Raw genomic sequence first — 24,569 nt, 5'->3', positions numbered from 1 at the left:
ATGCTGAGTTTCCGTGGGTATATCGCCAGGTCGGCATCTTGATCCATCAACCGAATTTGAGCGGCGACAAAATGATCGTCCCACTCGTCTTTTTGAGCGTTGAACCCTTTAATCTTTGGATTAAACTCACCATATGACGTAGGTTCAAAAATAAAGCACCTTGCACGGTATAAAGAATAAAGATATTTATAAACCTCGGGCTGAGCCACATTAATATTCTTATACACGAGTTCGTCGGTAACATCGTGGGAAAGGTCCCGCAATAGAATACCCCGTCATCTTGACTGAACCCTATTTGGGCAAATGCCTGTTCACTAATCACGTTGAGCAAGTCAACTGCCGGCAACTGGCACTTCAATCGTTCCTGCAAGTACAGCCTATACTGTGCAGTCGAAACTACTTGCTTCGCATCGATAGCTTGGGCCGGTAAGGAAATTTGCAGGTCATTGTTCTCCTGCTCGACGACGATCATGTTTTGTGTTTCGGCGAAACGAACAAGTTCGTTGAAAGACGTGAAGCCTGCTCGCTCATAGTCGAAGTCGGCTTGAAGCTGTCGCATCTGGGGATGAAGAGCTGACGGTGTCGCGGCTTTGCCGAGTTGCTGAAGCACTTGGATTGACTTTACTAAAAGACTCGCATATTCGTCTTTCAATACCTGATAGTCAACTTTCGCCTCCTCGTCGGGAGCATCCTGACCAGCTATGTCCCCACTAGTCGGTGGGGCAGGGTCTAGTTGAGCGTTTGAGATTGATAGACCTGTTAGGTCTTCAAAATAGAACAAGCTGTCGCATGCATTACGATAAATAATGGCCGTCCTCTTGTCGCTGCCGGTAATTCCGATTACGGATTTACTCTGCTCGCGTAGCTTGAGGAAAAGCGGGACGTAGTCGCTGTCCCCGGACACGATCGCAAATTTTGAAATGCTTGGAAGAGTGAAAGCTGTGTGAAGAGCTTCAACGGCAAGCCGCATGTCTGCAGAATTTTTGAATTGCGAGACATACGGTATGTCCTCATGAAAAAAAAGATTGTCCCTGAGCATCCGCCGGACATTATCTGTCTCTCTAATCTGGCCCGTTGCCGAAAGAGCTTTTGTGATATCGCCAAATGACCGACGAACGGTTATTCGACCTTCTTCCTTGAGTTTTTCAAGGACATCCGCGAGGTCTACGGGAAGTCGTAATTCATTGCAGAAACCAATTACGTTCTCAATGTCGACAAATACTGCAATTTGCTCAATTGAATCCATAGTTTGACCACCGGTTATATCCCTTCGGTATGAAAGTCTTGATTACGGGGCTAAGGCAACACTTTTTGAGTTATTACGATTCTTGAATCAATCTGATGTTTGCGAGATCGCAACTACTTCTCGAATTATTCTTTCCTAATTCGATCAAATAGAGGTGTGAGCTTTTCGACGATGGTGGCAGCGATGCTTAGATCACTTCCGGTTAATATGATCTTTTGCCCACTTTTCGTTTTCCATAACGCAGTGCCGTTTGAATCACCAACGACATGAGGCTGAATATCTAAAAATATTATCTCGCGAAGCTCTTCTAAGAGCCCTTGCTCCGCAAAGAATGCGGTGCCAAAGTGCAAGTGAATATCCCTAGCCGGTGACACCTGTAGTGAGCAAACCTGATTTCCTTTCGAGGTAAACTTAACTGTACCTCCGGGCTTTCCTGATCTATCAACACTTCGCTCTTTCTTAAATTCAAATCTATCTAACCAATCGAACAACTCCAAGAAAAGAGCCTGCAGAGGTCGTGGACTGTTTCTAGTGAGACCTTTCAGCTCATTTCTCATGTTCTTACCTCGGCGGACAGTTCTCAAGAGTCTTGAAGGAATATGTCATGATTTTTTCACCGATTCAAGATTCGAAGTGTGATTCCAAAAGTCAACAATAGCCAAGAACGTATTATCAGTCACTCTCAAATTGCCGCGACATCTCCAATAAAATGATGATTCTAGCGTAATAGGCTCAGTAGAACGTTACACACGGTTGACCGGGCTCGGGAATGATCGATTCCCGTATAGCTTTAGGTGTCGGTAATCTGCCAAAGACGCCTACGGCCGGGCAGACTGTTCCACTGGCCGGTATGTCCGCTGATACTAAGTACCTTTGCCCATTACCCCCTTCTCGAAATGATGCCTATTTACACAAATAAATATTGAAGACGGAATTCCGGATTTGGTGTCGTGCGTCTCTATCCCTATCGGAAATTCGATTCAACTCCCGAAAGGCCTCGATAACGTGTGATAGGGTTCCACGCACACCGTCCGTCCGCCCCGGGCGGGACCCGATGTTATCTCGGAATTACGATTTCGAAGTATTTTCCTTTAGCTAGTTTATGACCGAGCCGCGGCTGATCTTCAGCTTCCTGGCGATCTGCGAGTGGTTGAGCTCGCCGGCCTTGAGCTCGGATCTGGATCCTTTTTCAGCCCCGCGGTCATCGGCCGGCCGGGGCCTACCCAAGCCTTTGCGTCGCCTTCCCTACACATTTTAGTTTGAAGCCCCTTAGCTACTTAGTCTTCTTCCCGAAGGGTAGCCTTATGGTTTTTGATTCCCTTGAATTCGAGGAGCTTAGAAATACTAGAATCAGCAAGCAAATCCTGACTTTTCAAAAATTTTAGAAATTTTTTTTGCGTTTTTGCTCAGGGTTTTGGAAAAGCAAATGGGGTGGGTCGGTGCAGCGCTGATCGCTGGAGTTGGTGCCTAGAGTTACTGGCGAGCGACGGCCCCTCCCCCGGTCAGCGAACCCCAAGCCAAGTACCCTTGTCCATCACCCCCCACCCACCCCTTGCCCGGTGCCATGTCGTAGGAGCGCCCCCACTGAAAAATTCCCCCGAATGGCGGCTAGCGCCTTCTCTCGATCCGAAGTGAGCCCCTAGGTGTGCTCACGGCGCAGCAATCGCCTATTCAGCCCCGAACCATCACCCCTAATGCCCCGGCACTGGCGTGTGGCTCGACATGTAGACTAGCGGATGTGCCTAGCACCCATGCACCGGCCCACTGACTGCCCACCTCCGCCAGCCAGCACCGTTAGCCACCCTGCCGGCCGATCCCGATGGCTAGAACTGGGTGTCAATTAACCCCTCGCCGATCTGCCTCGCCACATGCCCGTGGATGCTGGTTCGACCGTGCTGGTTTTCGGATGTCAACAAACAATACTTTCTTGACACCCTGCCCAGCCAGCTGGCTAGCCCGACCCCGACCACCATCCGCTCGACCAGCTGGCGCTCAGAGGTAGCCGTCCGATTGGCTAGCGGTCGGGCTCTCCTCATCCGAGGCTCTGCCAGTTCGAAGCACGGCTACACTCTTACCGAAGGTTAGAGTAAGAGTAAGAGTAAGAGTAAGAGTGTGGCATCCTGTATACAGCCTGTCACAGCCTGTATACAGCCTGTCGCATCCTGTATACAGCCTGTCCCCCTTTTTTGAGGCTAAGTCGTTGCAAACAAAGGGAGCGCAAAAATGGCTAAATCGACCCCTCGACAGACCCCGAGGTCAACTGCAAGACAACACGGTCTCGCGTACCGTCTGACACGAGTGGTTTGCGGTCTCAAACTGATGAAGGTCGCCGTCATCACAATCATCGATTCGCATCGGGCTCGCGTTTTTCGCCTCACACTTTCACCTGCATATAGTGCATCAAATTTTGACGGCGACCTCTTCGACCGTTCCGCTGGTCAGCTGCAGCACGATTCGGTCTCGCGTTCCGTCCGAAACCAGTGGCTTGAGGTCTGCCTTCCGGAGGTATTCCAAGGCACTTTGCCTGTCCATTTTGGTCTGCAACAGGGCAAAGAAATCGAGGGCATGCTGGTCTGCCGAGACCAAATGCTCGACCCTGCTGGTCGGTCGATTGGTCTCAGTGCATGCTTATCGTACAGCGTAGCGAAGGTGCTAGACAGCTGGTTCAGCGGTATGTCTTCCCCATCGCCCAGGCGGTCTTCGATTGCCACCAGTGCTTTGTCCCGTACCCGAGCCAGTCGCTCAGCCAAATCGCTGACCACTGCCTCGACCTTGGCTAGCACAGCTGGCGAGGCAGTTCGCTCGATTTTATACACATGGTTGGTTGAGATTCCATGGTGTCTAGCCACCGCCACGACCGTATCCAAACCAATCCGCTTGTCCACAAGCACTGCAACCTTCTTTGCATCACTCACCTTTGGGGCGTTTTTTCGCGTTCGTTTTGTATTCATAAAAAATGTGCCCCTAGCGAACACATACCCTGCTGCATGCCGTAGACTAAATCTTTTGCGATCACGATATCGACGTTCTGGCGGTCAGTTAATTCGCATTGTGGACATGGGTTTAGGCATGTTGGTGGTGGGGTGGGACCGTCGGATTTGTGCCGGTTAGCGGGTCGAGCGAGTGTGACAACCGTCTCTATTATATCATACGAACACGAGCCGCTATTGTGTTGCGCCCTCTTGTGGATTTGAGTTTTTTCAGAGTCTCCATCCCAAACTTTCGGTTGCTTAAGCAAGACGCCGCGTCGAGTCCCCTCGGTTCGCGGCGTCTTGCTTAGAACTCACATCTGACCCTCGTCACTGAGATGTTCTCTGAGATGGCCTTTTGTAGGGCCGTAGGGAATACTGGGGGCTCTTTTCGGTGGTGCTTGGGGCCAGGGTTGCGGCTACGGGAATTCCCGGGACTATCATCGGCTCCCCTCGATAGCCCTGGTCCTCGCCACGCTAGTCTGGGCCGCCCGCAAGCACTTTGTCGTTGCAATGTGGCTGGCCCCAATCGATACTCATCTGGATCACGCGGTCTCCCGGCCCAAGAGATAAAACTGGTGTGGCCGTGATCGAGTTGGTCTCTGTAGTGGGGGCCGTTTCGTGACTTTAATCGGGCTTGCCGTTCGTCTTGCCCCGGTATTTTTCGATATTGATTATGATCTCCCCAGCTCCTTTTCGTCTTTTGGCGGCACGCATTGCCCGGCGTTTATCTCGGTTATTCTCCTTGCCACTTCGTCCGGTGGATGGCTGTTTACCAACCCGCAACCATACTTAAACAGGTCGATGTTTCGGGTGCCATCCATTATCGCTTCGCCTCGGTTACATCCGATCGAGCGCCGAAGGGGCTGCTCGGTATGACCGAATATTCCTGTTTCGCGCTGTAGAATCTCGTACATAAGCCAGTCTGGCGGGTCAAGAACAGGTGTTGATGCTCCGACCAATGAATATCTTCGACCCGATCTGTGGAGGCTGGGGGGCGCAACCACGTAGTTTCCGTCGGCCCTGATGTCGAGGCCTGAACCTATTTCGGACGCACTGCCGTGAAACGGCCTATCCTCCCGATAATTAAAATACAAGTGGCGCCCACGACCGGTAGTCGATTGTAGCGTTTCGGTTCCGCAGTCAAAATGGTCACCCTGGCGGGCTCGATAGTATGCGTGAAGGTCCTCTAATGCCTCCTCGCCCGTAGGTCCGTCAACGTCAAGGACAAACAACTTTGACGAACTGCCCGTTGGAATTCCGATATTGGAAATGGGTGGCTTCGCCCACCATCGGCTGATCACAACGGGATCGGTCGACGCGTCCTTATGCCCGTTACGCGTCACCGGATGCTTTCCGGCGGATTTACAATCTACGCCTTGACGGCAATCGCATATATACCCTCCTTGATACGCCCGTACACCATGAACCGGAAATACCGGGATGCCCATGGCGGCATAATTGAGTGCGTAGTCCACCATAAGGTGAACCGGTCGATCAAGGCTTACGTTTAGAATTCTTCCTATTTCGTCGGTTTCGTGAATAATGTTTGAGTCCATTGCTATTATTGTCCCTATCTGAAAGCCAGAGCGTATTACTGGTTAGAAGGTAATGAAATGTACACACCCCTCACTGGCGGATGAGGTGTGAGTTGTTAGATCTGAATGACCGACGCGGGCTCGGGGTACAGCCCTTCGAAAGACTCTAAGAAGTTGAGTCTATTTTGCTCGGTCGTGAGCTGCTTATGGAAGTCTTCAATCGGTGTGAAGACTTCAGTACGTATCCAGTCCATGGGAGACTTCATAACCGGCCCTTTTATAGCTTTGTACATCTTGATAATTTTGGTTTTGACACATTTTTTGTCTGCCTTCGTTTGGTCCCTGACATAGAGGGTGGGAAGCCTTCCTGCTGGGCCATCGGCGGCCTTGACCGCATCCAAAATGTTTGGACATTCTTTCTCGATCAAGCCAATGTCACTACGCGCAATGGCCTCGGCTAATGGGGCGAGTAGGGAGAACGTAAACTTTGTCTTCAAGTATTCATGTTCTCCGGTCTGTGTCAGTTTGCGGGTGCCCTTTTCGATAACTATCAAATCGACGCCGTGCTTTGCCTGCCACTTGAGTAGCCTGTTGATTCTCCCTCTAATCCGACTTCGCATTTTCTTTAGACCAGTAGCGTCAGTTGGAAATTCATTCGCTATGTCGGCAAAGGATGCTTCAAACGAATCTTCACCCTTAGATATTCGAAACAAGCTGCGAATCAGGTCGCTACTCGTTGCGGAGAGCCCTATCTGATGAAAGAGATTGCCGATCGCGTTCTCGTAATTACTTAAATTCGAAGCACGATTCGGGGATACATTTTCCATTGTTGTTAATGATGTTGTCATTGGGTTTCTTAGGTAGGTAGTTTTTGAGCGGGTCGTCACGGACCATGTCTTACGGAGTGAGGGGTTGGAGGCGAAGAGCAAGGCCTAGATTAGGCCCCACCTTCTTCGCCGGGAAATAACTTGTCTGTGTGTTAGAAGTCTTACTGGGGCTTATGCGTTACGGAGGTTTCGCAACAGGAATCCTTCAAGGTCGGACCTTCGAAACAAAATTTTGCTCATGATCCGTATGAAGGGGATTGCGCCGTTTTTTCGAAGTCGCCAGAGTGTAACTTCGGATAGTCTTAGAAGCTGGGCAGCTTCCTTATTTGTGAGGAACTCAGGTGAGTCGTTCGAATTGTCCATTGGGATAATTTTCCTTATTTGTGAGTTTGAAAGTCGAATCGGTGGGAACCGGGAGATGCAAGAGTGAACGTGCAAATTCCGGTTCGAAAGAGCGAAGCAGAATTACTTCTCTAAGACTATATGGTTCCAGAAGCATTCTGTCAATACACAGTACCTACTATATATTGCGGCAATAAACTCCTCACCCCAAAGATGTGGTCATCGAAGTTCAATCTACTTCGTCGTCGGTGGCCGTGTCTGCGTAGAGTCTGTATGGATCGCATTCATCTTTTCGGTAAAACTCTGCACGATTTGAGCGTCGATGCTCGTGTAGTGTTTCATGGTTGTAGCGATGTTCGCGTGTCCGGCAATTTTGCCGGCCAGGGCAATTGGATTGCCCTGCACGATCCAGCGAGTAATAGCGGTGCGTCGAAGATCGTGAAAATGAAGGTCTTCAATGACAGCAATTGATTTCGCGGTATTCCAGCTCCTTTTGAAATCTGCAAACGGAAAAGGCCGTTCCCCGGAGTAAACTTTTTGACGCGTTTAAGTTCGGCCTTGACTCGCTCGGTCAGGGGGACCATTCGTTCCTCCTCCGTCTTTGTGTTCGTTCCGAGTATGAGAATATTATTCGCGAGAAAATCGATATCTACCCATCTTAATTTGAGAATCTCACCCCGTCGGAGTCCCGCGTCAATTGCTAGTAAAATAATGGCTTTCAAATGAGGATTGTCAACTTTTGTTTTGGCCGTGATGCTCTCTGTTTTGCCGAAACGGGTACGTTCATATTTCTTCTCCCGTTCCCCCTGGCAGGCCGCGAGCAGGCGAACCTCCTCCTCCTCTGACAGACGCCTTTTACGTGCGATTTCAGCAGATGTTTGGATCACATCCGACTTAAAGAATATGTCTTTAGTGATCCAGCCCTGAGCGTATGCGTGTCGCATTATTCGTCGCATTGCTGAAAGCTCACGATTAATTGTTGAAATACTAACTTCCTTCTTTTCGCCCGGTTTAATTGACGGGTGTCGCGAGCCAATTTTGAAACGCCAGGTGCGGTAGTCTCTTAATGACTGGGTCGTAATTTGCCCGACCATCTTCTTGCCAAAAAACTGCTTTAGAACCTTTAGGTGATTCATCGCTGTATTGTGGGACCTAACTCCCTCGATCTTTCGACCATTAGCCAGAACAGCGGGTTTGTAAAAGCCCTTCGAGGACATGTCCGCAAGCATCGAGAACGTCATCCGTTCACCCGTCTGAATTTGTCCGTGCGACTTCTTAATTTCGATTATTAGGCGGTCCCGTTCGTCCCCCGCAGAGTACTTCGTATCGTAGGATCTCTCCATCGTCTTCCACCGCCCCACGGAATCGTCGAAGTATTCGATCCGGGCGATCCATTTTCCTTTCGATTTTCCACTCTTTCTTTTGAAGACCTGATCTTTGATTTCCATTGATTTTATTGCTCGCCACGTCTCTAAAGTCCCACCAAAATTCCCACTAAAATTCCCACTAAAGCGGCCAAAATGGCTAGTATTAGCTAGTATTACTATGAACGGTGCTGAAAGAAAAGTCAACGTGAGATGCTGATAAATACTGCGTTAAACATAAAAATGGCGTTTGTGGAAAGTAATAAAAATGTCCGCCCTTCCGATTCACACGCGATAGGCCACAAGTTCAAATCTTGTAGACGGCACCATTCAGTTCTTATTGAGGGATCCAGATCGGATCCCTTTTTTTGTTTTATCATTGGGGGAAATTCCGCGGTCGAGGCTGAAATTTCGCACGGCCGAAATCCTTCAAATCGAGTTGCCGCGGGGTTATATGTGGTAAACACATGCCGCAACAGACAATAGGAATCTCTTTTCTGCCGGTCTATGGCAGGACCGAACGGAATAGATATTGCAGTTGGTACTTGTTTGTGGACAAGCGTGACTCGGTTCGAGGACGTGACAAGGGCGACTATGAATATTGTCTTTTTTTTCCGGCCGAGGGCACTGTGTTTAGGAGGACAGCGTTATCGAAACGAGAAATTAACGATATTTGGGAAGAAGTACCATGAAAAACCTAATTAGAGCCGCACAATTCATTTTAATTCTCTTCATAACTATATTCGTCAGCTTGTCCATATTTGAGGCTGAAAACACCGAAAGGCGCACGAAAATTGATGAACCTGATGCTGCCGTGAGCGATAATGTGCCGGCAGAGACCCAAAATATCGCAGAGCTAAACAAAAAAGAGCTATCTGAAATTTACGGTAAGCTGCCGATCCAATTCGAGCCTAATATTGGTCAAACTGATGATACCGTCAAATTCATCGCGCGAGGAAGCGGTTACTCGCTGTTTCTCAAACAGAATGAAGCGATCCTTTCGCTGCAAAGGCCGTCGACAGCTGATCGCAAAGCCGTGTCATCATTTGTCAGAATGCGAGTCGAATCGGCAAACCCAATGCCGCATATCGAAGGCGTCGGCCAGACCGAAAGCAAGACAAATTACCTGATAGGCAACGACCCGTCGAAATGGCAAACAGAAATTCCGAACTATTCAAAGGTAAAATACGAACAGATAATTCCGGGAATCGATGCCGTTTACTATGGTAACGGGCAGCAGCTCGAATATGACTTTGTTGTGGCTCCGGGTGTTGATCCGGATCAACTCAAGCTCAACTTTGACGGTCCAAAGGACGCAAGGATCGACAAGCGGACAGGCGATCTTGTTTTTGAAACGGGTGCCGGGCCGATCCGGCAGATGAGGCCGATCGTCTATCAGAATACCGAAAACGGACGCTCTGAGGTCGCCTCATCGTATGAACTGAAGAAGATCGATGGCGAATTCGCAGTATCATTTCGTTTAGCCGAATACGACCGCTCGAAGGAACTGATCATCGATCCGATCCTCGCTTACGGTACATATCTGGGTGGCAGCGTCTTCGACGAAGCCCGAGCGATAACGGTCGATCCGCAGGGCAATGCGTATGTGGTTGGCACATCGGCCTCGCTGAATTTTCCAACCACTGCCGGAGTGCTAAAAACGACAAATCCGCCTTCGACAAATAACGTTCAGTGGTACGACGCTTTCGTGACAAAGTTGAATCCGAGCGGAACCGCGCTTGTTTTCTCCACCTATTTCGGCGGCCGAAACGGCAGCGAAACGGGAAGCGGTGTCGCGGTCGATGCCGTGGGCAATATCCTGTTTAGCGGCACCACAATGGCGACGGATATGCCGTTAGTTAATGCCTACCAGACTACTTTCGGCGGTACGGACGATGCGTTTGCGGCGAAGCTGGGACCAACCGGATCTTCGTTGATCTATTCGACATATCTTGGCGGCAACAATACTGACACCGGCGGCCGGATCGCTTTTGATCCGACGACCGGCGATGCCGTGTTTGCGGGGTTTGCGTCGTCTCCTAATTTCCCGACAACGCCAGGGTCGTACAAACAGAAATTGTGCGATTCGCCGGCAACTTGCAGCGGCATATTCTACACCGGCAGTTATGTAGTTAAGCTTTCAGCGAACGGCAACATCGTTTATTCGACCTTGTTCGATGCCGGCATTAACGACGTAGTGCTTGACCTGAATAACAATGCAACGGTCGGCGGAACGGCGGCGGCGACATTCCCGACGACCGCAGGTTCGTATCAGCCGGTCAGCAGCGGCGGCATCGAGGGAATCATTGCAAAACTGAATCCTGCCGGCAGTGCAGTAACATTTGGAACGTTCCTGGGAGGCGGCCTGCAATCCGACCGCGTTCGCGGACTCGCGATCGACTCGGCCGGAAATATCTATGCCGCGGGGCAAACTCAGAACACGGCTTTTCCGACAACTGCGGGTGCGTTTGACCAAACTTACAACGGCGGCGAAGACGGATTCGTCACGAAATTGAATTCCACCGGCTCGTCTCTGATCTATTCCACATTTCTCGGCGGCACAGGCAAGGATGAGCCTTTCGCTATCGATTTGGCCCCAAACAACGATGTATTCATCGCCGGTGAGACGACTGGGCCGCTTACTTTTCCGCTCAGGAATTCTTTGAACGGCACAAACGGAACGATCTTTTTAACGCGGATCAATACAGACGCGACGGCTCTTGTTTTCTCGACACTGTTGGGTCAAGGCGGAGCTTATGACGTTGCTTCCGATCTTATCGGAAATGCATACATAACGGGTCACACCACTTCGATACCGGTAACGCCCGGGGCTTTTCAAACGATGAAAGGTGACGCAGCGTCATCGTCTTCGCAAAAGGACGCGTATGTTCTCAAGATCGCTCCAACCGACGAGAGCATTACCGCCTACAGCATCAGCGGAACTGTTTCTGATCCAACCCAGTTCGGCAATAATCAGCCGATCACTGTGACCGTTACCGGAACCGTTTCCCGATCGTACATATTGCCGTACGGCAGCGGCAGCGGTATGATCCCGTACCATTTTGGAAATCTCCCGGCGGGAGGCAATTACACCGTAAGTGTCCATAAGATAGGTTTTACGACGTTACCTGAGTCGGTAGTGTTTACGGGTCTTGGGGCAAATCAATTTGCGGATTTTACGATCCAGCCAAATCAAGCTCCCGAAGGTGTGATCACCAGTCCGGCACATGGCACGACGTTCAATGCACCGGCGTCGATCACGATACAGGCAACTGCAACGGATCCGGACGGCGATGCCATCGCGAAAGTCGAGTTTGTCGCGTACTCGAGCCAGACCGGCGTTATCAATCTGGCGACTGACACAACTGCGCCTTACGAATTCACATGGACCGGCGTTCCGGTCGGCACGTGGTCGCTGTCCGCGATTCCGACTGACAGCAAAGGACTTCGCGGGTTTTCGACACCCACCGTTCATGTATTCGTCGTTGACCCAAATCCGGTGAGTGTTTCGATCACGAGTCCGACATCCGGTCAGGCATTAACCGAAGGTTCTTATGTTCCGATCGCAGTCAGCGTTTCTTCATCAGTGAACCTCGTCGAAGTACGTGACCAGAACGATCAACTGGTCGGTCGAATGACTGGCTTGCCATGGACCACGACCTGGCGGGCAATGAACACTGGAAATTACACGTTGACGGCGAAGGCGTTCAATTCGCAAGGACAGACTGCGAATTCACAGCCCGTCAACATCTCTGTTACGCCGATAAACCATCGAATTACGGGAAAGATCCTGGACAGCATCACTTCCGCTCCGCTAGCCGGCGTCACGCTTAACTTGGTCAGTCCTACAGATCCGAACATTACGGCGACGACGGTCACGGACAGCACCGGAAGCTATTTGTTCACCGGACTCGGAACCACGCCGAATGACGGCGTAATAATCACGCCGACACGTCCGGGCTACGATTTTAACCCTGCGAACAGGGCCATCACATATTTGGGTTACATCGAGTGGCCGAATCAGAATTTCTCATCCACGGCCCAAACCGGTATAACCATCAATCTCACGAGTCCGACGCAGGGACAAACGTATACCGCTCCAGCGAATGTTAGTTTTTCCGCGGAGGCATCGAGTACTAGCGGCTCCATCGCGAAGGTCGAGTTCTTTCGTTGGTTCCCGAACGGCGATCACACTTTGATCGGTACTGACACAACGGCACCATACTCGGTTGATTGGACAAATGTTGCGGCAGGCGGCTACGTTGTATTTGCCCGGGCAACGGAGATCGGCGGCGCCATCGCTCAAACGGGAACGGTGTCGATCTCGGTCAACGCTCAACCGACGACGATCCGGCTTCAGGGCGATATTACTAATCCGGGCGGCGGTTGGATGCAGGGAATTACCGTCAGATTGACCGGGAACGCGAACGGAAGTCCGGTAAACCAGACATCGATCTCCAACTCATTCGGCGCGTACGGATTCTTTAATCTTATATCGGGAGGCAACTACACTATCACGCCCGAAGGAGTCGGAGGAATGACGTTTACACCGCCGTCAGTGACGGTGCTTAACGCGACCTTCGATCAATTCGACATCGATTTTGAAGCGTCGGCCGCAAATCAGCCTCCATCCGTTCAGATCAACACACCGACGAACGGCGGCGTCTTCAACATGCCGGCGGCAATACCGGTGAACGTTACCACTGCAGATGCTGACGGACAGGTCGTTCATCTGACGGTGACGGCACAGAGCAGTACGATGTCTACGACGATCGGCCAATCGAACAATGGCACCTTCAACGCTCCGTGGCAGCCGACAATTCCGGGTAATTACACGTTGTGGGCGACCGCTCGCGACAACGGCGGACTGCAGACGTCGGTCAATATTCAGATCACGGTGAATCAACCATCACCGGTCGCCATATCCGGACGGATAGTCGATCGGGGCAGTAATGGCATCGCCGACGTGACGGTAGAGGTGCGTGATCAGGCGACTGAAAACACCCTGATCGGTTCGGCATCGACCGATGCGGCCGGAAATTATTCGATCCCGAACATTCCGACGTTTGCAAACTATGTTTTGCGGGCACGGAAGGATGGTTACACTTTTTCACCGCAGCGTCGTGTCTATTTCAACTTGGCGGCAAGCCAATCGAACGCCGATTTCACAGGCACACTGCAGGTTCAGCTTTCCGATTTTGATGGAGACGGTGGTTCGGACCTGGCGGTATGGCGGCCGTCAACCGGTGTTTGGCATGTGTCCCGTTCTAAGGATAACGGTTATACCAGCTCGCAATTCGGCGGCGCAGCATTCGGCGATGTCGTCGTACCGGGTAACTACGATGGCGACAAAAAGATCGACTTTGCCGTTTTTAGAAATGGCGTTTGGTACATCATGAACAGCACGGACGGTACTGTCCGCATAGTCTCATTTGGCCTCGCGGGCGACCAGCCGGCCCCAGGCGATTTTGACGGCGATGGCAAGAGCGAGATCGCTGTTTTTCGTCCGAGCGACGGCAACTGGTATATGCTGAGAAGCTCAGACGGTGCATTCGACGCAAGACACTTTGGTCTCAACGGCGATGTCCCGGTCGCAGGTGATTTCGATGGCGACGGCAAGACCGATCTCGCAGTTTGGCGGCCGACGGAAGGCATCTGGTACGTCATGCAAAGTACAGATGGAAATATGTCCAGTATCAGATTTGGTCAAATTGGAGACTTGCCCTTGGTCGGTGATTTTGATGGCGATAAGAAGACAGACTTTGCGGTCTATCGGCCATCGAGCGGCGTCTGGTATGTGATGCAGAGTTCGGATTTTGGCTTCCGCTTCACTAGTTGGGGCGTCGCCACGGACAAGCCGGTGCCCGGTGATTATGATCATGATGGCAAAACCGACTATGCCGTATTTCGGCCGTCCGAAGGAAATTGGTACATCCTTAAAAGCTCAAATGGATCGTACAACGTCACCCATTTCGGTAGTAACGGTGATATTCCGATCCCGGCGGCGTACATACGATAGCAGCGGGCAGCCGGTCAGAAGTGCACTTTCAAACAAAAAAAGAGCTGCTCATTTTCAGAGCAGCTCTCTTTGAATTCAGTTACAGATCAAACGGTGTAGCGTGTTACTCCTAGATCCGAAATAACTAACGCGTAATTCGGCTTCTTCGGCGGCGTCGGCTGCGGCGTCGGCCGCGGCTTAGTGCCCGGATTGACGACCGGCGGATCCTTCGGCGGGCGATCCTGGCCGTCTTTTTGAGCCGACGCGGCGACCGCAAGGCCTGCTATCATCACAACCGCAAATAATAGTTTTTGTAATACTCTCATGGCTTTAATTTACTTTCTCCTCTTGTATCAACGCTTCTCGGGGAAAGAGGGAAAGTGCGTCCGCTTTTATCATAGGCAATCTTAATGCCACAGACGAATCTTTGACGTTAAGCACGCGTATTTGGTTGGTAAACGAATTTTGCCCGCAAATTTCATTTACAAAACTTTACGTTTTCGGCTAATTTTATACGAAATCGTGAAAAGAGCGATCCTTTTTACGGCAACTGCCCTGTTGCCCAGTCAAAAAATGGCATAATTGACGCATGACCGTTACCCCAAACAGCACTGATCGGATGCAGTCGATACTAGTCGTGGTTGCAACAATTGCGACTATCGTATTTAATGCCCTCGCAGGTACGGGACGCCTCAACGGCGTAATGACCAACGTGGTCTCCGACAAATATCCAACCGTTCTGACGCCCGCAGGTTACGCGTTTTCGATCTGGGGCCTGATCTATTTCGGGCTGATCGCGTTTACGATATATCAGCTTTTGCCGTCGAAACTAGCACGATTGCGGTCGGTACGACTGCTGTATGTTGTTAGCTGCGTGTTCAATTGCGCATGGCTATACGCCTGGCACAGTTATGCGATCGGCATTTGCGTAATTCTACTATTTGCACTGCTCGCGACGCTGGCTGTGATAAATATCAAGCTCAAAACAGCTCAATCCGCTCGCGACGCGCTTTTCACCAAGGCTCCGTTCGGTATCTATTTCGGCTGGGTGACGGCGGCGTCAATCGTCAATTTCGTTATTTATCTGAGATCGATCGACGTGCAGATGTCGGCTTCGGCGTGGAACACTCTCGGCTGTATATTTATCACGGCCGCACTTCTCGCAGCGATAATTGTACGTGTGAAACTCCGCAATTTCCTATATCCGCTAGCTGTCGCCTGGGCCGCGACCGGCATTGCCATCGAGCAGCAAGGCAATACTGCGATCATCCTCGCGTGTGCGATCTGCGTGATATTTTGCCTAGTACTTTCCATCAGCTTCGTAATGGACCTGAAAAGCACAAACGCATGAATAGAGGCAAGATCTGCGTCTCAGTCTGTGCCGAAACGGCCGACGAAATGACCGCCAAGATCAAACAAGCGGAGGAATTCGCTGATGTGATCGAGGTGCGGTTCGATTGTCTGCGGAGCGATCAAATCTCGAAAGTTAGATCTCAAATTTCAAATTTGAAATCGGATGTTCTTTTGCTTGCAACGCATCGTTCCGCCGAACAAGGGGGCAAATCTGCGGCTTCGATACAAAAACGAAAAGAATTCTGGAGATCGATCAACGGGAAGTATTGGGGCGCCGATCTTGAGTGTGACGTATTTGATATTTTTAATGGATCGCCCAATAGAATTATTTCCCAGCACGATCTCGTTGGCGTTCCGGCCGATCTTGATGCGATCTACGAACGAATGTCCGCAACAGGTGCTGAGATTACTAAACTCGCCGTAACCCCAAACGACATCACTGACTGCCTTTCAATTTGGAAACTCCTCGAACGAGCCAACGACGTACACAAACAGTTCATCCCGATCGCCATGGGCGACGCGGGCAAATGGACACGCATTCTTGGCCTCGCACATGGGGCGTTTATGACTTATGCGTCGCTTGAAGCAGGCGATGAGACTGCTCCGGGACAGGTAACGGCGAAAGACATGATAGAAGTCTATCGCGTCAAAGAAATCGATGAACATTCAGAGGTTTTTGGTGTGATCGGTGATCCGATCGCTCAGTCGCTATCCCCGTATATGCACAATCCGGCGTTTGTGGATCGCGGCTTGAATGCTGTTTTCCTCTCGATTCTGGTGAAAGATCTCGACGAATTTATACTTCGAATGGTCAAGCCCAAAACCCGTGAGGTCGAACTAAATTTTGGCGGTTTTTCTGTCACGATGCCGCATAAACAAGCGATAATGAAGCACCTCGATGCGATCGATCCGACGGCGAAAGCGATCGGTGCCGTCAACACAGTTAAGATCACTGACGGCAAACTAACTGGTTACAACACCGACGCTCACGGCTTTATCACGCCGCTTAAGGCAAATTTCGGTCATCTCCAAGACTCCCGCGTCGCTGTCGTCGGAGCTGGCGGAGCAGCGAGGGCTTGTGTTTATGCGCTAAAACAAGAAGGAGCCGAAGTGACCGTTTTTGCCCGTGATGCGGCGAAGGGAAAAGCTTTTGCCGATGAATTTGGGGCGAAATTCTCGGAAATTTCAGATCTCAAATCTGAAATTTCAAATCTAGGATCGGATCTCGACATCCTCGTGGATGCGACTCCGCTCGGAATGAAAGGGCAGTATGAAAATGATTCGTTATTTAGGGCCGATGAATTAAAGGGGCTGAAATTTGTCTACGATCTCGTGACCAAAATCACGGATACGCCGTTGATCGCGGAGGCGAAAAAGGCTGGGATTCCGGCGATTGGCGGGCTTGATATGCTGATCGCACAGGGTTGTAAACAGTTTGAGATATGGACCGGCGTCGAGGCTCCGGAGGATCTAATGCGAGACTCGCTGGTCGCGCGAATGCCGAAATAGTGACGATGAATGTCGAAGCATTAAATTGCCCAAATTGCGGCGGCGGCGTCGAGAGCGACCGGACACAGTGCGAGTTTTGCCGCTGCCGGCTTAAGACAATGGCTTGTCCTTCGTGCCTCGGGTTGATGTTCGAAGGCTCAAAATTCTGCGGCCATTGCGGTGCGAGGGCTGTTGAAACTGCCGTTGTAGATGAAGCAAAACTCGGCGATTGCCCGCGATGCAAGATCAAATTCAGCCTGCTCCAGATCGGCGAAACGAAGATGCGAGAGTGTGAACGCTGCGACGGCATATGGGCAGACGTCGAGACGTTCGAGCATCTTTGTTCACGCGGCGAGGAGCGTTCGGCGGTGCTCGGCTTCTTAGGCGAGCGAAATCGAACAGTCGAACATCCCGCGACGATAAGTTACGTGCCGTGTCCTGATTGCAAAAATCTGATGAACCGCAGCAATTTCGCCAAGGTTTCGGGCGTCATTATTGACATCTGCAAACAGCACGGTGTCTGGTTTGACATGGGCGAACTGCCAAAGATCATCGAATTTATCCAAAAAGGCGGCATGGACCTCGCACGGCAGCGCGAAAAGATGGCGATCGAGGCCGAACGCGATCAATTAAGAGACGAACAACGCAAATTCGGAATTCAGAATCGAAGATTCGATATGAATATCGCAAATCAGGGCAATGACGAAGTCGGCATCAAGGGATTTATCGCCAGTCTTTTCGATTAGCCCTGGACAAGCGAAAAAACGGATGTCCATCACATGAAATTTTCGTGCAAAAACTATGTTCTGATTTTATTTGTCTTTCTCGTGCTGTCGCAATTTGCGGTTGCTCAAACCTCGGCATGGGATCCACAGCGCACTTGGGTTTTCTGTGTTGGTCTGCTCGAATGGAAAGACAGCGAGAGTTTTGCATCGTTTCCAAAAGAAAACCGCCGCGATGAGATATTCCTAAAGGTGCTAAAGGATCGCGGCGTTCCTGCGAGTCAGGTCGTATATCTGCAGGATAGGTCGGCCACGACGGCCCGTATCAAAAGCGAATTCGTCAAACTGCTCGCTCGCACACAGCCCGGCGACACGCTTATCGTCTATTATGAGGGCCACGGCTACAAGGACGATAATGAAAAGGCGTTTTTCGCGAGCTATAACGTTAGCGACGAAAATAGGGTTCTCGGATGGCCGTTTTCGGCGGTGCCTGATGCGATCGAGCGATATTTCAAAGGCTCGACCGCGATCATCGCGATGGATAATTGCTATTCAGGCGCGATGATAAATGCCGTAAACTCCTCAAAACGCCGCGTTTCGTATGCCGTTATGGCCTCGTCGTCGGCCAGCCAGTCATCGACCGGGAACTGGACGTTTACCGAAGCGATCATCTCAGCGTTCAGCGGCGAAGCACATGCCGACACTAACCGTGACGGGGCAATTACATTCGCAGAGTTAGAGGTAAACGCGAAAGCGGATATGTTGTTCGGTGAGGAACAGGTGGCGTCCTTTGCCTATACCGGCACGTTCGATCCGAACACAAAGTTAGCCGATGCCGCCAAAGCTCCATCGATTCGCGTCGGCGAACGCGTCGAGGCCTACAGTATCGATGACTGGTACAAAGGTACGATCATTGACGCCAAAAACGGCAAATTTCTCGTCCATTACTACGGCTACGAACAGACCGATGACGAATGGGTCACCGCAAAAATGATCCGTATCCCAAAGGTGACGTCGATCTACAAGATCGGCGAAAAGGTCGAGGTCGAGTGGAAAAAACAGTGGTTCGCTGCCCATATCTTAAACATCAAAGGCGGCTCGCATTTTGTGAGTTATGATGATTACGACACAGATGAGAACGAATGGGTCTCGTCGAAGCGGATCAGAAAAATTCAAGGACGATAATTTCGAATATGTCAGATCGAGATGTCGGGTTCAATTTCCCAGCCAAACGCAGGACCGTGTGACGCAAGTGATCGCCTCTTTGCCTTAATTGATTTCCAAACGATGGTAGGCTTCGTTCGTCTAATTGGATTTTCTTCATCAAGGTCGCTACGGATGCCAGTCGTTATCTTCATTTTTTTTGTTAAGAAATTGAAGCTATGCGTTTTATAGGTTGAATCATTCCGCATATAGTCTCGCCTGTCGACTCCTATCAGAATGAACTTGGAATTAATAAATTTGAATTTGTAAGACGCATTTGTAGCTCCCCAACTGCCCGCACTTTGCCACAACTCAAATTCAACCTTCAAAACCCCATTATTTATCGACATGGTTTGGAATGGTTCGGTACTCACCGGAGACATCGGAGCAATAACGAAATTATTTGTTTTTTCAGCAAGGGTGTAGCCAGATCTACTCTTAAATAAAATGAAGAGAATTCTGGGATTGGTATCATAAATATCCGATCCTAACCCGTCGTTCTTATTAAGAAATTTCTTAGCCGTTCCAATAATATGAACGGCTGCGTCAGGAATATTGTCTTGATTAAGATCGCCATAAACTGTTTTAACTATCTTGAAACCATTAGGTACGAAATCCGATACTCGTGCTCCGAGTTTCTTCAATTTCGGATAGTCATGCGGTTTTGGCTCAGCCCAAGGGGCGTTCGTCTGTCCATAACAGGTAACCGCAAAGATGAAAACGAATGAAAATGCTAAAATCCTATTCATACCTACCTGCTATTTCGACCAACATCGTAGCAGAAAAAGCATAACGAGCGAAGCATTTTATGAACGAACGCTACAGCCGACAAATACTATTTCGCGAAATCGGTAGTTCGGGGCAAGATAAGCTCCGGAATTCGCGCGTATTGCTTGTCGGGTGCGGCGCACTTGGGGCGGCTCATGCGGAGATGCTGGCTCGCGCGGGCGTGGGAAAATTGCGGATCGTCGATCGCGATTTTGTCGAATATACCAATCTCCAGCGGCAGACGCTGTACAAAGAAAGCGACGCTGACGAGCGGTTGCCAAAGGCCGTCGCGGCGAAGAGCAGGATCGCCGAGATCAACTCTGAGATCGAGGTCGAGGCGATCGTCGCTGATGTAAATCACTCGAACATCGAGTCGCTGATCGACGGCTGCGATCTCGTGCTCGACGGCAGCGACAATTTTCAGGTTCGCTATCTGCTCAACGACGCCTGCGTTAAGCACAACACAACATGGATCTACGGTGCTGCCGTTTCGAGCTACGGCACGACGATGACCATCATTCCGGGCAAGACGCCATGTCTGCGGTGCATATTCGACGAAATGCCCGACGCCGGAACTTCGCCAACCTGCGACACGGCGGGTGTCATAATGCCGATCATCGCGACGGTTTCGGCGACTCAGGTCGCCGAGACGTTGAAGATCCTTGTCGGCGATCTCGAATCGTTGCACGGTTCGCTTATGCAGTTCGATATCTGGGCGAACGACCGCCAGCGGATAAAACTGGGTGAACCAAACGCTGATTGCAAAACCTGCGGATTGCGTAATTTCGAATTTCTCGACACCGAGCAAGGCGAATTCTCCGCCGTTCTCTGCGGCCGCAACGCCGTCCAGATCGCTCCGCCGTCCGCGACCGTTCTTGATCTCGAATCGCTCGCCGAGCGTCTGCAATTCTTGGTCGCCGTCAATGTAAATGAATATTTGCTGCGGTTCACAACTGGCGAAAACGAGATGACAGTGTTCCGCGACGGCCGTGCGATCGTTAAGGGAACTGATGATATTTCAGTCGCACGTTCGCTGTACGCAAAATTTATCGGCTCGTGAAACTTTCCTCGAACTTGGCTGTTCGGATTCCGTAATGATATTGTGATACTTTTCACAACCGCTTTACGCTTTACTTTGCGGGGACAAAATTTATGAACGGCGCACCAAAAGTAGTGATCATCGGCGGCGGATTTGGCGGGTTGTGGGCGGCCAAGGCATTGGCGAACAAGCCGGTCGAGGTGACGCTGATCGACCGTAAGAACCATCACGTTTTCCAGCCGCTGCTGTATCAAGTGGCGACCGCAGTGCTGTCGCCCGGTGAGATCGCACAGCCGATCAGACGAATTCTGGCGAAGGCGAAGAACACCGAGGTTATCCTCGGCGAGGCCGTAGGGTTCGATAAAGAGAACAACGCCGTGATCTTAAACGACGGTGCCCGTGTCGGTTACGATTATCTGATCATCGCCGCCGGAGCTCGACACGCATATTTTGGCCACGACGATTGGGAAACGGCGGCACCGGGGCTGAAAACGCTTGAGGACGCGGTCGAGATCCGCCGCCGCGTGCTGCTCGCATTCGAGCTTGCCGAACGCGACGCATATCTCACCGGCGAACAGCGTCAGCTCAATTTCGTCGTCGTCGGCGGCGGTCCGACCGGTGTCGAGCTCGCCGGTGCCATCGCCGACATTGCCCGCCAGGCTCTAGCCGGTGATTTCAAAGCAATTGACACAAGGAAAACGAAGGTCGTACTATTCGAGGGCTCCGACCGCGTCCTCGGCACATTTGCAGAGGAATTATCCGTGAGCGCCAAACGCCAGCTCGAGCAGATCGGCGTCGATGTGCGGCTGAATAGCTTTGTCAGCGAGATCGAGCCCGGCCGCGTAAAGGTCGGCGAGGACTGGATCGCCTGCGACGTCGTCCTGTGGGCAACGGGCGTCGCCGCGTCGCCGCTGGGCAAGGCTCTCGGTGTCGAAACGGACAAAGCCGGACGCGTCCACGTCGAGAACGATCTCTCGCTCAAGGATCATCCGAACATCTTCGTCATCGGCGATATGGCTTCTCTATTACAGGAGAATGGCGAGCCGGTTCCGGGAGTTTCGCCCGCGGCAATGCAGATGGGAAACGCTACGGCGAGCAACATTCTCGCCGAACTCAACGGCGAGCCTCGCGAAAAATTCACCTATTGGGACAAAGGCACAATGGCCACCATCGGCCGAAAAAAGGCAATCGCCGAGGCCGCCGGTATGAAGTTCAAGGGCTTCGTCGCGTGGCTGATGTGGCTTTTCCTGCACGTCTTCTTCCTCATCGGTTTCCGCAACCGCGTCTCGGTGATGTTCTCTTGGTTCTGGGCATACCTGACCCGCGAACGCAGTGCCCGCCTCATCACCGGCGACGCCGACGAGATGAAGGACGCGCTAAGGTTCATCAGCGGCGGATCGAAATCCGAGACATCGCTGCCAAAGAAAAAGAATGCTGCGGCTTTAAAGTCAGGCAAGTAGGGAAAAACCGGATGTTTACGGGACGCGTTTGATCTCAAATTTGCTATGATATTGTCCGTCATAGATTAGCGTTTTGCGTTCAAATTAATGAAGAAATTTCTTTCCGTTTTTCTCTTTCCAATTCTATTTTCAATGACCGTGACCGCGAGCGAACCGCTCGTTTGGTCGGTTAATTCGCGTGCCGACGTGCTCAAGGGAGATGCACGTGGCGTTTCGATCGATCAGGACGGGACGATCTCGCTGGCACCGAAACTCACCGAGGTTTTTAAGACCGGGCAGTCGTATATTTGGACGAGTGCGGCCGATGCAGCGGGGAACGTTTTCCTCGGCACGGGCGGTGACGGCAAGATCTTTAAGGTTGACACGGCCGGGAAAGGCACGCTTTTTACCGACCTTGCCGAGATCAATGTCTCGGCGATCGTGATCGGCAAAGGCGGCGAGATATTCGCGGGAACTTCGCCGGACGGCAAGGTTTATCGAATTGACGCGAGCGGCAAGGCCGACGTCTATTTTGAGCCGAAGGAAAAATACATCTGGTCGCTTGCTTTGCTCGCGGACGGCAGCCTTGCGGTCGGAACGGGCGATGTCGGCAAGATATACAAAGTAAAAGCGGCCAACGCCACGCCCGAGAGTTCGCTTCTGTTCGACACCAGCGAAACTCACATCATCTCGCTCGCCGCCGACAAAGCCGGAAATCTCTACGCCGGCACCGATTCGAGCGGTATCGTGATGAGATTCGGTGCGGACGGCAGGCCGTTCGGCCTGCTTGATTCTCCGCTTCGTGAGATCCATTCGATCGATGTCGGCCCCGACGGCTCGGTCTATGTACTGGCTCTCGGCGAATCTGCCTCGGCAAAATCGGCTGAGCCCGCAGCTGCACCCGCGGCCGCGGAAAGCAAAACCGTTTCTGTCGATAAACCAAACCCAGCAACGCCCGAGCCTGCTGCGAAGAGCAAATACGATCTTACGGCGGCAAAATCGGCCGTCTATCGAATCATGCCCGACGGCGGAACCGACATTTTGTGGGCATCGCCGACCGTCGTTGGCTTTTCGCTCTACGCACATCAGACCGGAAAAGGCGTTTTGCTCGGTACATCGGACAAGGGCCGAATCTATAACATCGGCAACGATGGCCGCGAGACTCTCGTTCTGCAAACCGACGCCAGCCAGATCTCGACGATCCGCTCGGCCGGCAGCGGCTTGATCGCGACCTCCAGCAATCAAGGTTCGCTGTTTCGTTTCGGCGGCGATTCTGCTGAGGGGACGTACGAATCGGCGGTTCTGGATGCCAAGGGAAGTGCGACCTGGGGACGCATCTGGTGGCGTTCGAGCGGTAATGTGACGATCCAGACCCGCACGGGAAACACCGAAAAGGCTGACGAAACCTGGAGTGCATGGACCACCGCACTGACAGATCCAAAAGGAGCACAGATCGCGAGCCCGAAGGCAAAATACATCCAGTGGCGGGCTGGGCTGAAGGCAGCCGGAGCCTCGCTTAACGAGGTCAGCGTGGCCTTCATCGCCCGCAATATCGCACCCGAAGTTCTGTCGATACAGGTTCTGCCGACCAACGTCGGCTTAGCGGCAAATCCGCCGCAGCAGATCGATCCAAATATTGAATTATCCGGCCTCGACCCGGTAGTTTTCGGGATTCCAAATGCCGCAGTCCCGCCGCGTCGGCTCTACCAACGCGGTGCGACCTCGCTGCAATGGACCGCCGAGGACCGCAACAGCGACAAGCTCGTTTACGACGTCTATTACAAAGAGATCGGCGACGCGAGCTACAAACTGCTTCGCGGCGACCTGACCGATCCGTTCATCGCTATCGACGGCCAATCGCTCGCCGACGGCCGATACATTTTCCGCATCGTCGCCAAAGATTCTCCGTCAAATCCAATCAGCCTCGCCCTCAACGGCGAAAAAACTACCGAACCGATCGACATCGACAATTCTGCTCCGACCGTCGCTGCCTCAGGCACGCCGCAGATCGCGGGCGACAAAACGCGGGTGGCTTTCGATGCAACTGACTCCGCGAGCTATCTGAAGCGTGCCGAATATAGCATCAACGGCAGCGAATGGCGGCCGGTCTACGCCGACGACGGCATTTCCGACGGCCCCCGCGAACGCTACACCGTCGAGATCGCAACGCCGGCCGCAGGCGAATACGCCGTCACACTCCGCGTCTACGACGTAAACGGAAACGCCGGAAATGCTAGAATCGTCTTCAGGAAGTGAAACCACAGATGGACGCA

The 24,569-nt window shown here is 51.7% G+C and carries 17 protein-coding genes; 8 read left to right on the top strand and 9 right to left on the bottom strand.

Annotated elements, in window-relative coordinates:
* Positions 1 to 46: 46 nt before the first annotated feature.
* The 7 genes from IPK01_00515 to IPK01_00485 all read right to left on the bottom strand — a co-directional run bounded on the left by IPK01_00515 (position 47) and on the right by IPK01_00485 (position 8,370).
* Positions 47 to 1,246, bottom strand: coding sequence for an NYN domain-containing protein (locus tag IPK01_00515; protein MBK7931982.1), 1,200 nt, complete (start codon positions 1,244 to 1,246; stop codon positions 47 to 49).
* Positions 1,247 to 1,371: 125 nt separating this feature from the next.
* Complete coding sequence (locus IPK01_00510) at positions 1,372 to 1,803, bottom strand: hypothetical protein (GenBank protein ID MBK7931981.1); 432 nt, start codon at positions 1,801 to 1,803, stop codon at positions 1,372 to 1,374.
* A gap of 1,843 nt (positions 1,804 to 3,646) precedes the next feature.
* Positions 3,647 to 3,832, bottom strand: a complete 186-nt coding sequence (locus tag IPK01_00505; GenBank protein ID MBK7931980.1) for a hypothetical protein — start codon at positions 3,830 to 3,832, stop codon at positions 3,647 to 3,649.
* Positions 3,833 to 4,889: 1,057 nt separating this feature from the next.
* Entirely contained in the window at positions 4,890 to 5,774 is an 885-nt protein-coding gene (locus tag IPK01_00500) for a bifunctional DNA primase/polymerase (GenBank protein ID MBK7931979.1), read from the bottom strand.
* A 95-nt stretch (positions 5,775 to 5,869) separates the two neighbouring features.
* Positions 5,870 to 6,580: a hypothetical protein gene (locus IPK01_00495; protein ID MBK7931978.1), complete on the bottom strand. Its 711-nt coding sequence runs from the start codon at positions 6,578 to 6,580 to the stop codon at positions 5,870 to 5,872.
* Positions 6,581 to 6,751: 171 nt separating this feature from the next.
* On the bottom strand, positions 6,752 to 6,943 hold the full coding sequence (locus IPK01_00490; protein ID MBK7931977.1) for a helix-turn-helix domain-containing protein: 192 nt from the start codon (positions 6,941 to 6,943) through the stop codon (positions 6,752 to 6,754).
* Between the two features lie 317 nt (positions 6,944 to 7,260).
* On the bottom strand, positions 7,261 to 8,370 hold the full coding sequence (locus IPK01_00485; protein ID MBK7931976.1) for a tyrosine-type recombinase/integrase: 1,110 nt from the start codon (positions 8,368 to 8,370) through the stop codon (positions 7,261 to 7,263).
* 604 nt (positions 8,371 to 8,974) lie between these two features.
* On the opposite strand from IPK01_00485, the gene IPK01_00480 reads away from it, so the two are divergent.
* The gene (locus tag IPK01_00480; GenBank protein ID MBK7931975.1) at positions 8,975 to 14,305 is read left to right on the top strand and encodes a carboxypeptidase regulatory-like domain-containing protein; all 5,331 of its coding nucleotides are present in this window, start codon (positions 8,975 to 8,977) and stop codon (positions 14,303 to 14,305) included.
* An 86-nt stretch (positions 14,306 to 14,391) separates the two neighbouring features.
* On the opposite strand, the gene IPK01_00475 is transcribed toward IPK01_00480, so the two are convergent.
* On the bottom strand, positions 14,392 to 14,610 hold the full coding sequence (locus tag IPK01_00475) for a hypothetical protein (GenBank protein MBK7931974.1): 219 nt from the start codon (positions 14,608 to 14,610) through the stop codon (positions 14,392 to 14,394).
* 263 nt (positions 14,611 to 14,873) lie between these two features.
* Here IPK01_00475 and IPK01_00470 point away from each other — a divergent pair, with 263 nt between their 5' ends.
* The 4 genes from IPK01_00470 to IPK01_00455 are packed head-to-tail and all read left to right on the top strand — an operon-like array spanning position 14,874 to position 19,032.
* Positions 14,874 to 15,635: a hypothetical protein gene (locus IPK01_00470; GenBank protein ID MBK7931973.1), complete on the top strand. Its 762-nt coding sequence runs from the start codon at positions 14,874 to 14,876 to the stop codon at positions 15,633 to 15,635.
* Entirely contained in the window at positions 15,632 to 17,146 is a 1,515-nt protein-coding gene (aroE, locus tag IPK01_00465; GenBank protein MBK7931972.1) for a shikimate dehydrogenase, read from the top strand. The genes IPK01_00470 and aroE overlap by 4 nt, the downstream gene beginning before the upstream one ends.
* Positions 17,147 to 17,151: 5 nt before the next feature.
* The gene (locus tag IPK01_00460; protein MBK7931971.1) at positions 17,152 to 17,871 is read left to right on the top strand and encodes a zf-TFIIB domain-containing protein; all 720 of its coding nucleotides are present in this window, start codon (positions 17,152 to 17,154) and stop codon (positions 17,869 to 17,871) included.
* Between the two features lie 33 nt (positions 17,872 to 17,904).
* A complete protein-coding gene (locus IPK01_00455) occupies positions 17,905 to 19,032 on the top strand; it encodes a caspase family protein (protein MBK7931970.1) in 1,128 nt (375 codons plus the stop codon).
* 11 nt (positions 19,033 to 19,043) lie between these two features.
* Here the strand turns inward: IPK01_00455 and IPK01_00450 are convergent, their stop codons facing one another.
* Positions 19,044 to 19,799: a hypothetical protein gene (locus IPK01_00450; protein ID MBK7931969.1), complete on the bottom strand. Its 756-nt coding sequence runs from the start codon at positions 19,797 to 19,799 to the stop codon at positions 19,044 to 19,046.
* A 59-nt stretch (positions 19,800 to 19,858) separates the two neighbouring features.
* Here IPK01_00450 and IPK01_00445 point away from each other — a divergent pair, with 59 nt between their 5' ends.
* The 3 genes from IPK01_00445 to IPK01_00435 all read left to right on the top strand — a co-directional run bounded on the left by IPK01_00445 (position 19,859) and on the right by IPK01_00435 (position 24,552).
* Complete coding sequence (locus tag IPK01_00445; protein ID MBK7931968.1) at positions 19,859 to 20,878, top strand: ThiF family adenylyltransferase; 1,020 nt, start codon at positions 19,859 to 19,861, stop codon at positions 20,876 to 20,878.
* Positions 20,879 to 20,970: 92 nt separating this feature from the next.
* Positions 20,971 to 22,317: an NAD(P)/FAD-dependent oxidoreductase gene (locus tag IPK01_00440; GenBank protein ID MBK7931967.1), complete on the top strand. Its 1,347-nt coding sequence runs from the start codon at positions 20,971 to 20,973 to the stop codon at positions 22,315 to 22,317.
* Positions 22,318 to 22,404: 87 nt separating this feature from the next.
* Positions 22,405 to 24,552: a hypothetical protein gene (locus IPK01_00435; GenBank protein ID MBK7931966.1), complete on the top strand. Its 2,148-nt coding sequence runs from the start codon at positions 22,405 to 22,407 to the stop codon at positions 24,550 to 24,552.
* Positions 24,553 to 24,569: the final 17 nt, after the last annotated feature.

The sequence above is a fragment of the Acidobacteriota bacterium genome (assembly GCA_016713675.1).
In the GTDB taxonomy this organism is placed as follows: Bacteria; Acidobacteriota; Blastocatellia; order Pyrinomonadales; family Pyrinomonadaceae; genus OLB17.
Note: the sequence above shows the minus strand (reverse complement) of the source record. Positions and strands in the feature narration are given on the sequence as shown.

Bases quoted from the DNA above. Each gene is read 5' to 3' on its own strand.
- IPK01_00515 (MBK7931982.1), bottom strand. From the start codon at position 1,246: ATGGATTCAATTGAGCAAATTGCAGTATTTGTCGACATTGAGAACGTA.
- IPK01_00510 (MBK7931981.1), bottom strand. From the start codon at position 1,803: ATGAGAAATGAGCTGAAAGGTCTCACTAGAAACAGTCCACGACCTCTG.
- IPK01_00500 (MBK7931979.1), bottom strand. From the start codon at position 5,774: ATGGACTCAAACATTATTCACGAAACCGACGAAATAGGAAGAATTCTA.
- IPK01_00495 (MBK7931978.1), bottom strand. From the start codon at position 6,580: ATGGAAAATGTATCCCCGAATCGTGCTTCGAATTTAAGTAATTACGAG.
- IPK01_00490 (MBK7931977.1), bottom strand. From the start codon at position 6,943: ATGGACAATTCGAACGACTCACCTGAGTTCCTCACAAATAAGGAAGCT.
- IPK01_00485 (MBK7931976.1), bottom strand. From the start codon at position 8,370: ATGGAAATCAAAGATCAGGTCTTCAAAAGAAAGAGTGGAAAATCGAAA.
- IPK01_00480 (MBK7931975.1), top strand. From the start codon at position 8,975: ATGAAAAACCTAATTAGAGCCGCACAATTCATTTTAATTCTCTTCATA.
- IPK01_00475 (MBK7931974.1), bottom strand. From the start codon at position 14,610: ATGAGAGTATTACAAAAACTATTATTTGCGGTTGTGATGATAGCAGGC.
- IPK01_00470 (MBK7931973.1), top strand. From the start codon at position 14,874: ATGACCGTTACCCCAAACAGCACTGATCGGATGCAGTCGATACTAGTC.
- aroE (MBK7931972.1), top strand. From the start codon at position 15,632: ATGAATAGAGGCAAGATCTGCGTCTCAGTCTGTGCCGAAACGGCCGAC.
- IPK01_00460 (MBK7931971.1), top strand. From the start codon at position 17,152: ATGAATGTCGAAGCATTAAATTGCCCAAATTGCGGCGGCGGCGTCGAG.
- IPK01_00455 (MBK7931970.1), top strand. From the start codon at position 17,905: ATGAAATTTTCGTGCAAAAACTATGTTCTGATTTTATTTGTCTTTCTC.
- IPK01_00450 (MBK7931969.1), bottom strand. From the start codon at position 19,799: ATGAATAGGATTTTAGCATTTTCATTCGTTTTCATCTTTGCGGTTACC.
- IPK01_00445 (MBK7931968.1), top strand. From the start codon at position 19,859: ATGAACGAACGCTACAGCCGACAAATACTATTTCGCGAAATCGGTAGT.
- IPK01_00440 (MBK7931967.1), top strand. From the start codon at position 20,971: ATGAACGGCGCACCAAAAGTAGTGATCATCGGCGGCGGATTTGGCGGG.
- IPK01_00435 (MBK7931966.1), top strand. From the start codon at position 22,405: ATGAAGAAATTTCTTTCCGTTTTTCTCTTTCCAATTCTATTTTCAATG.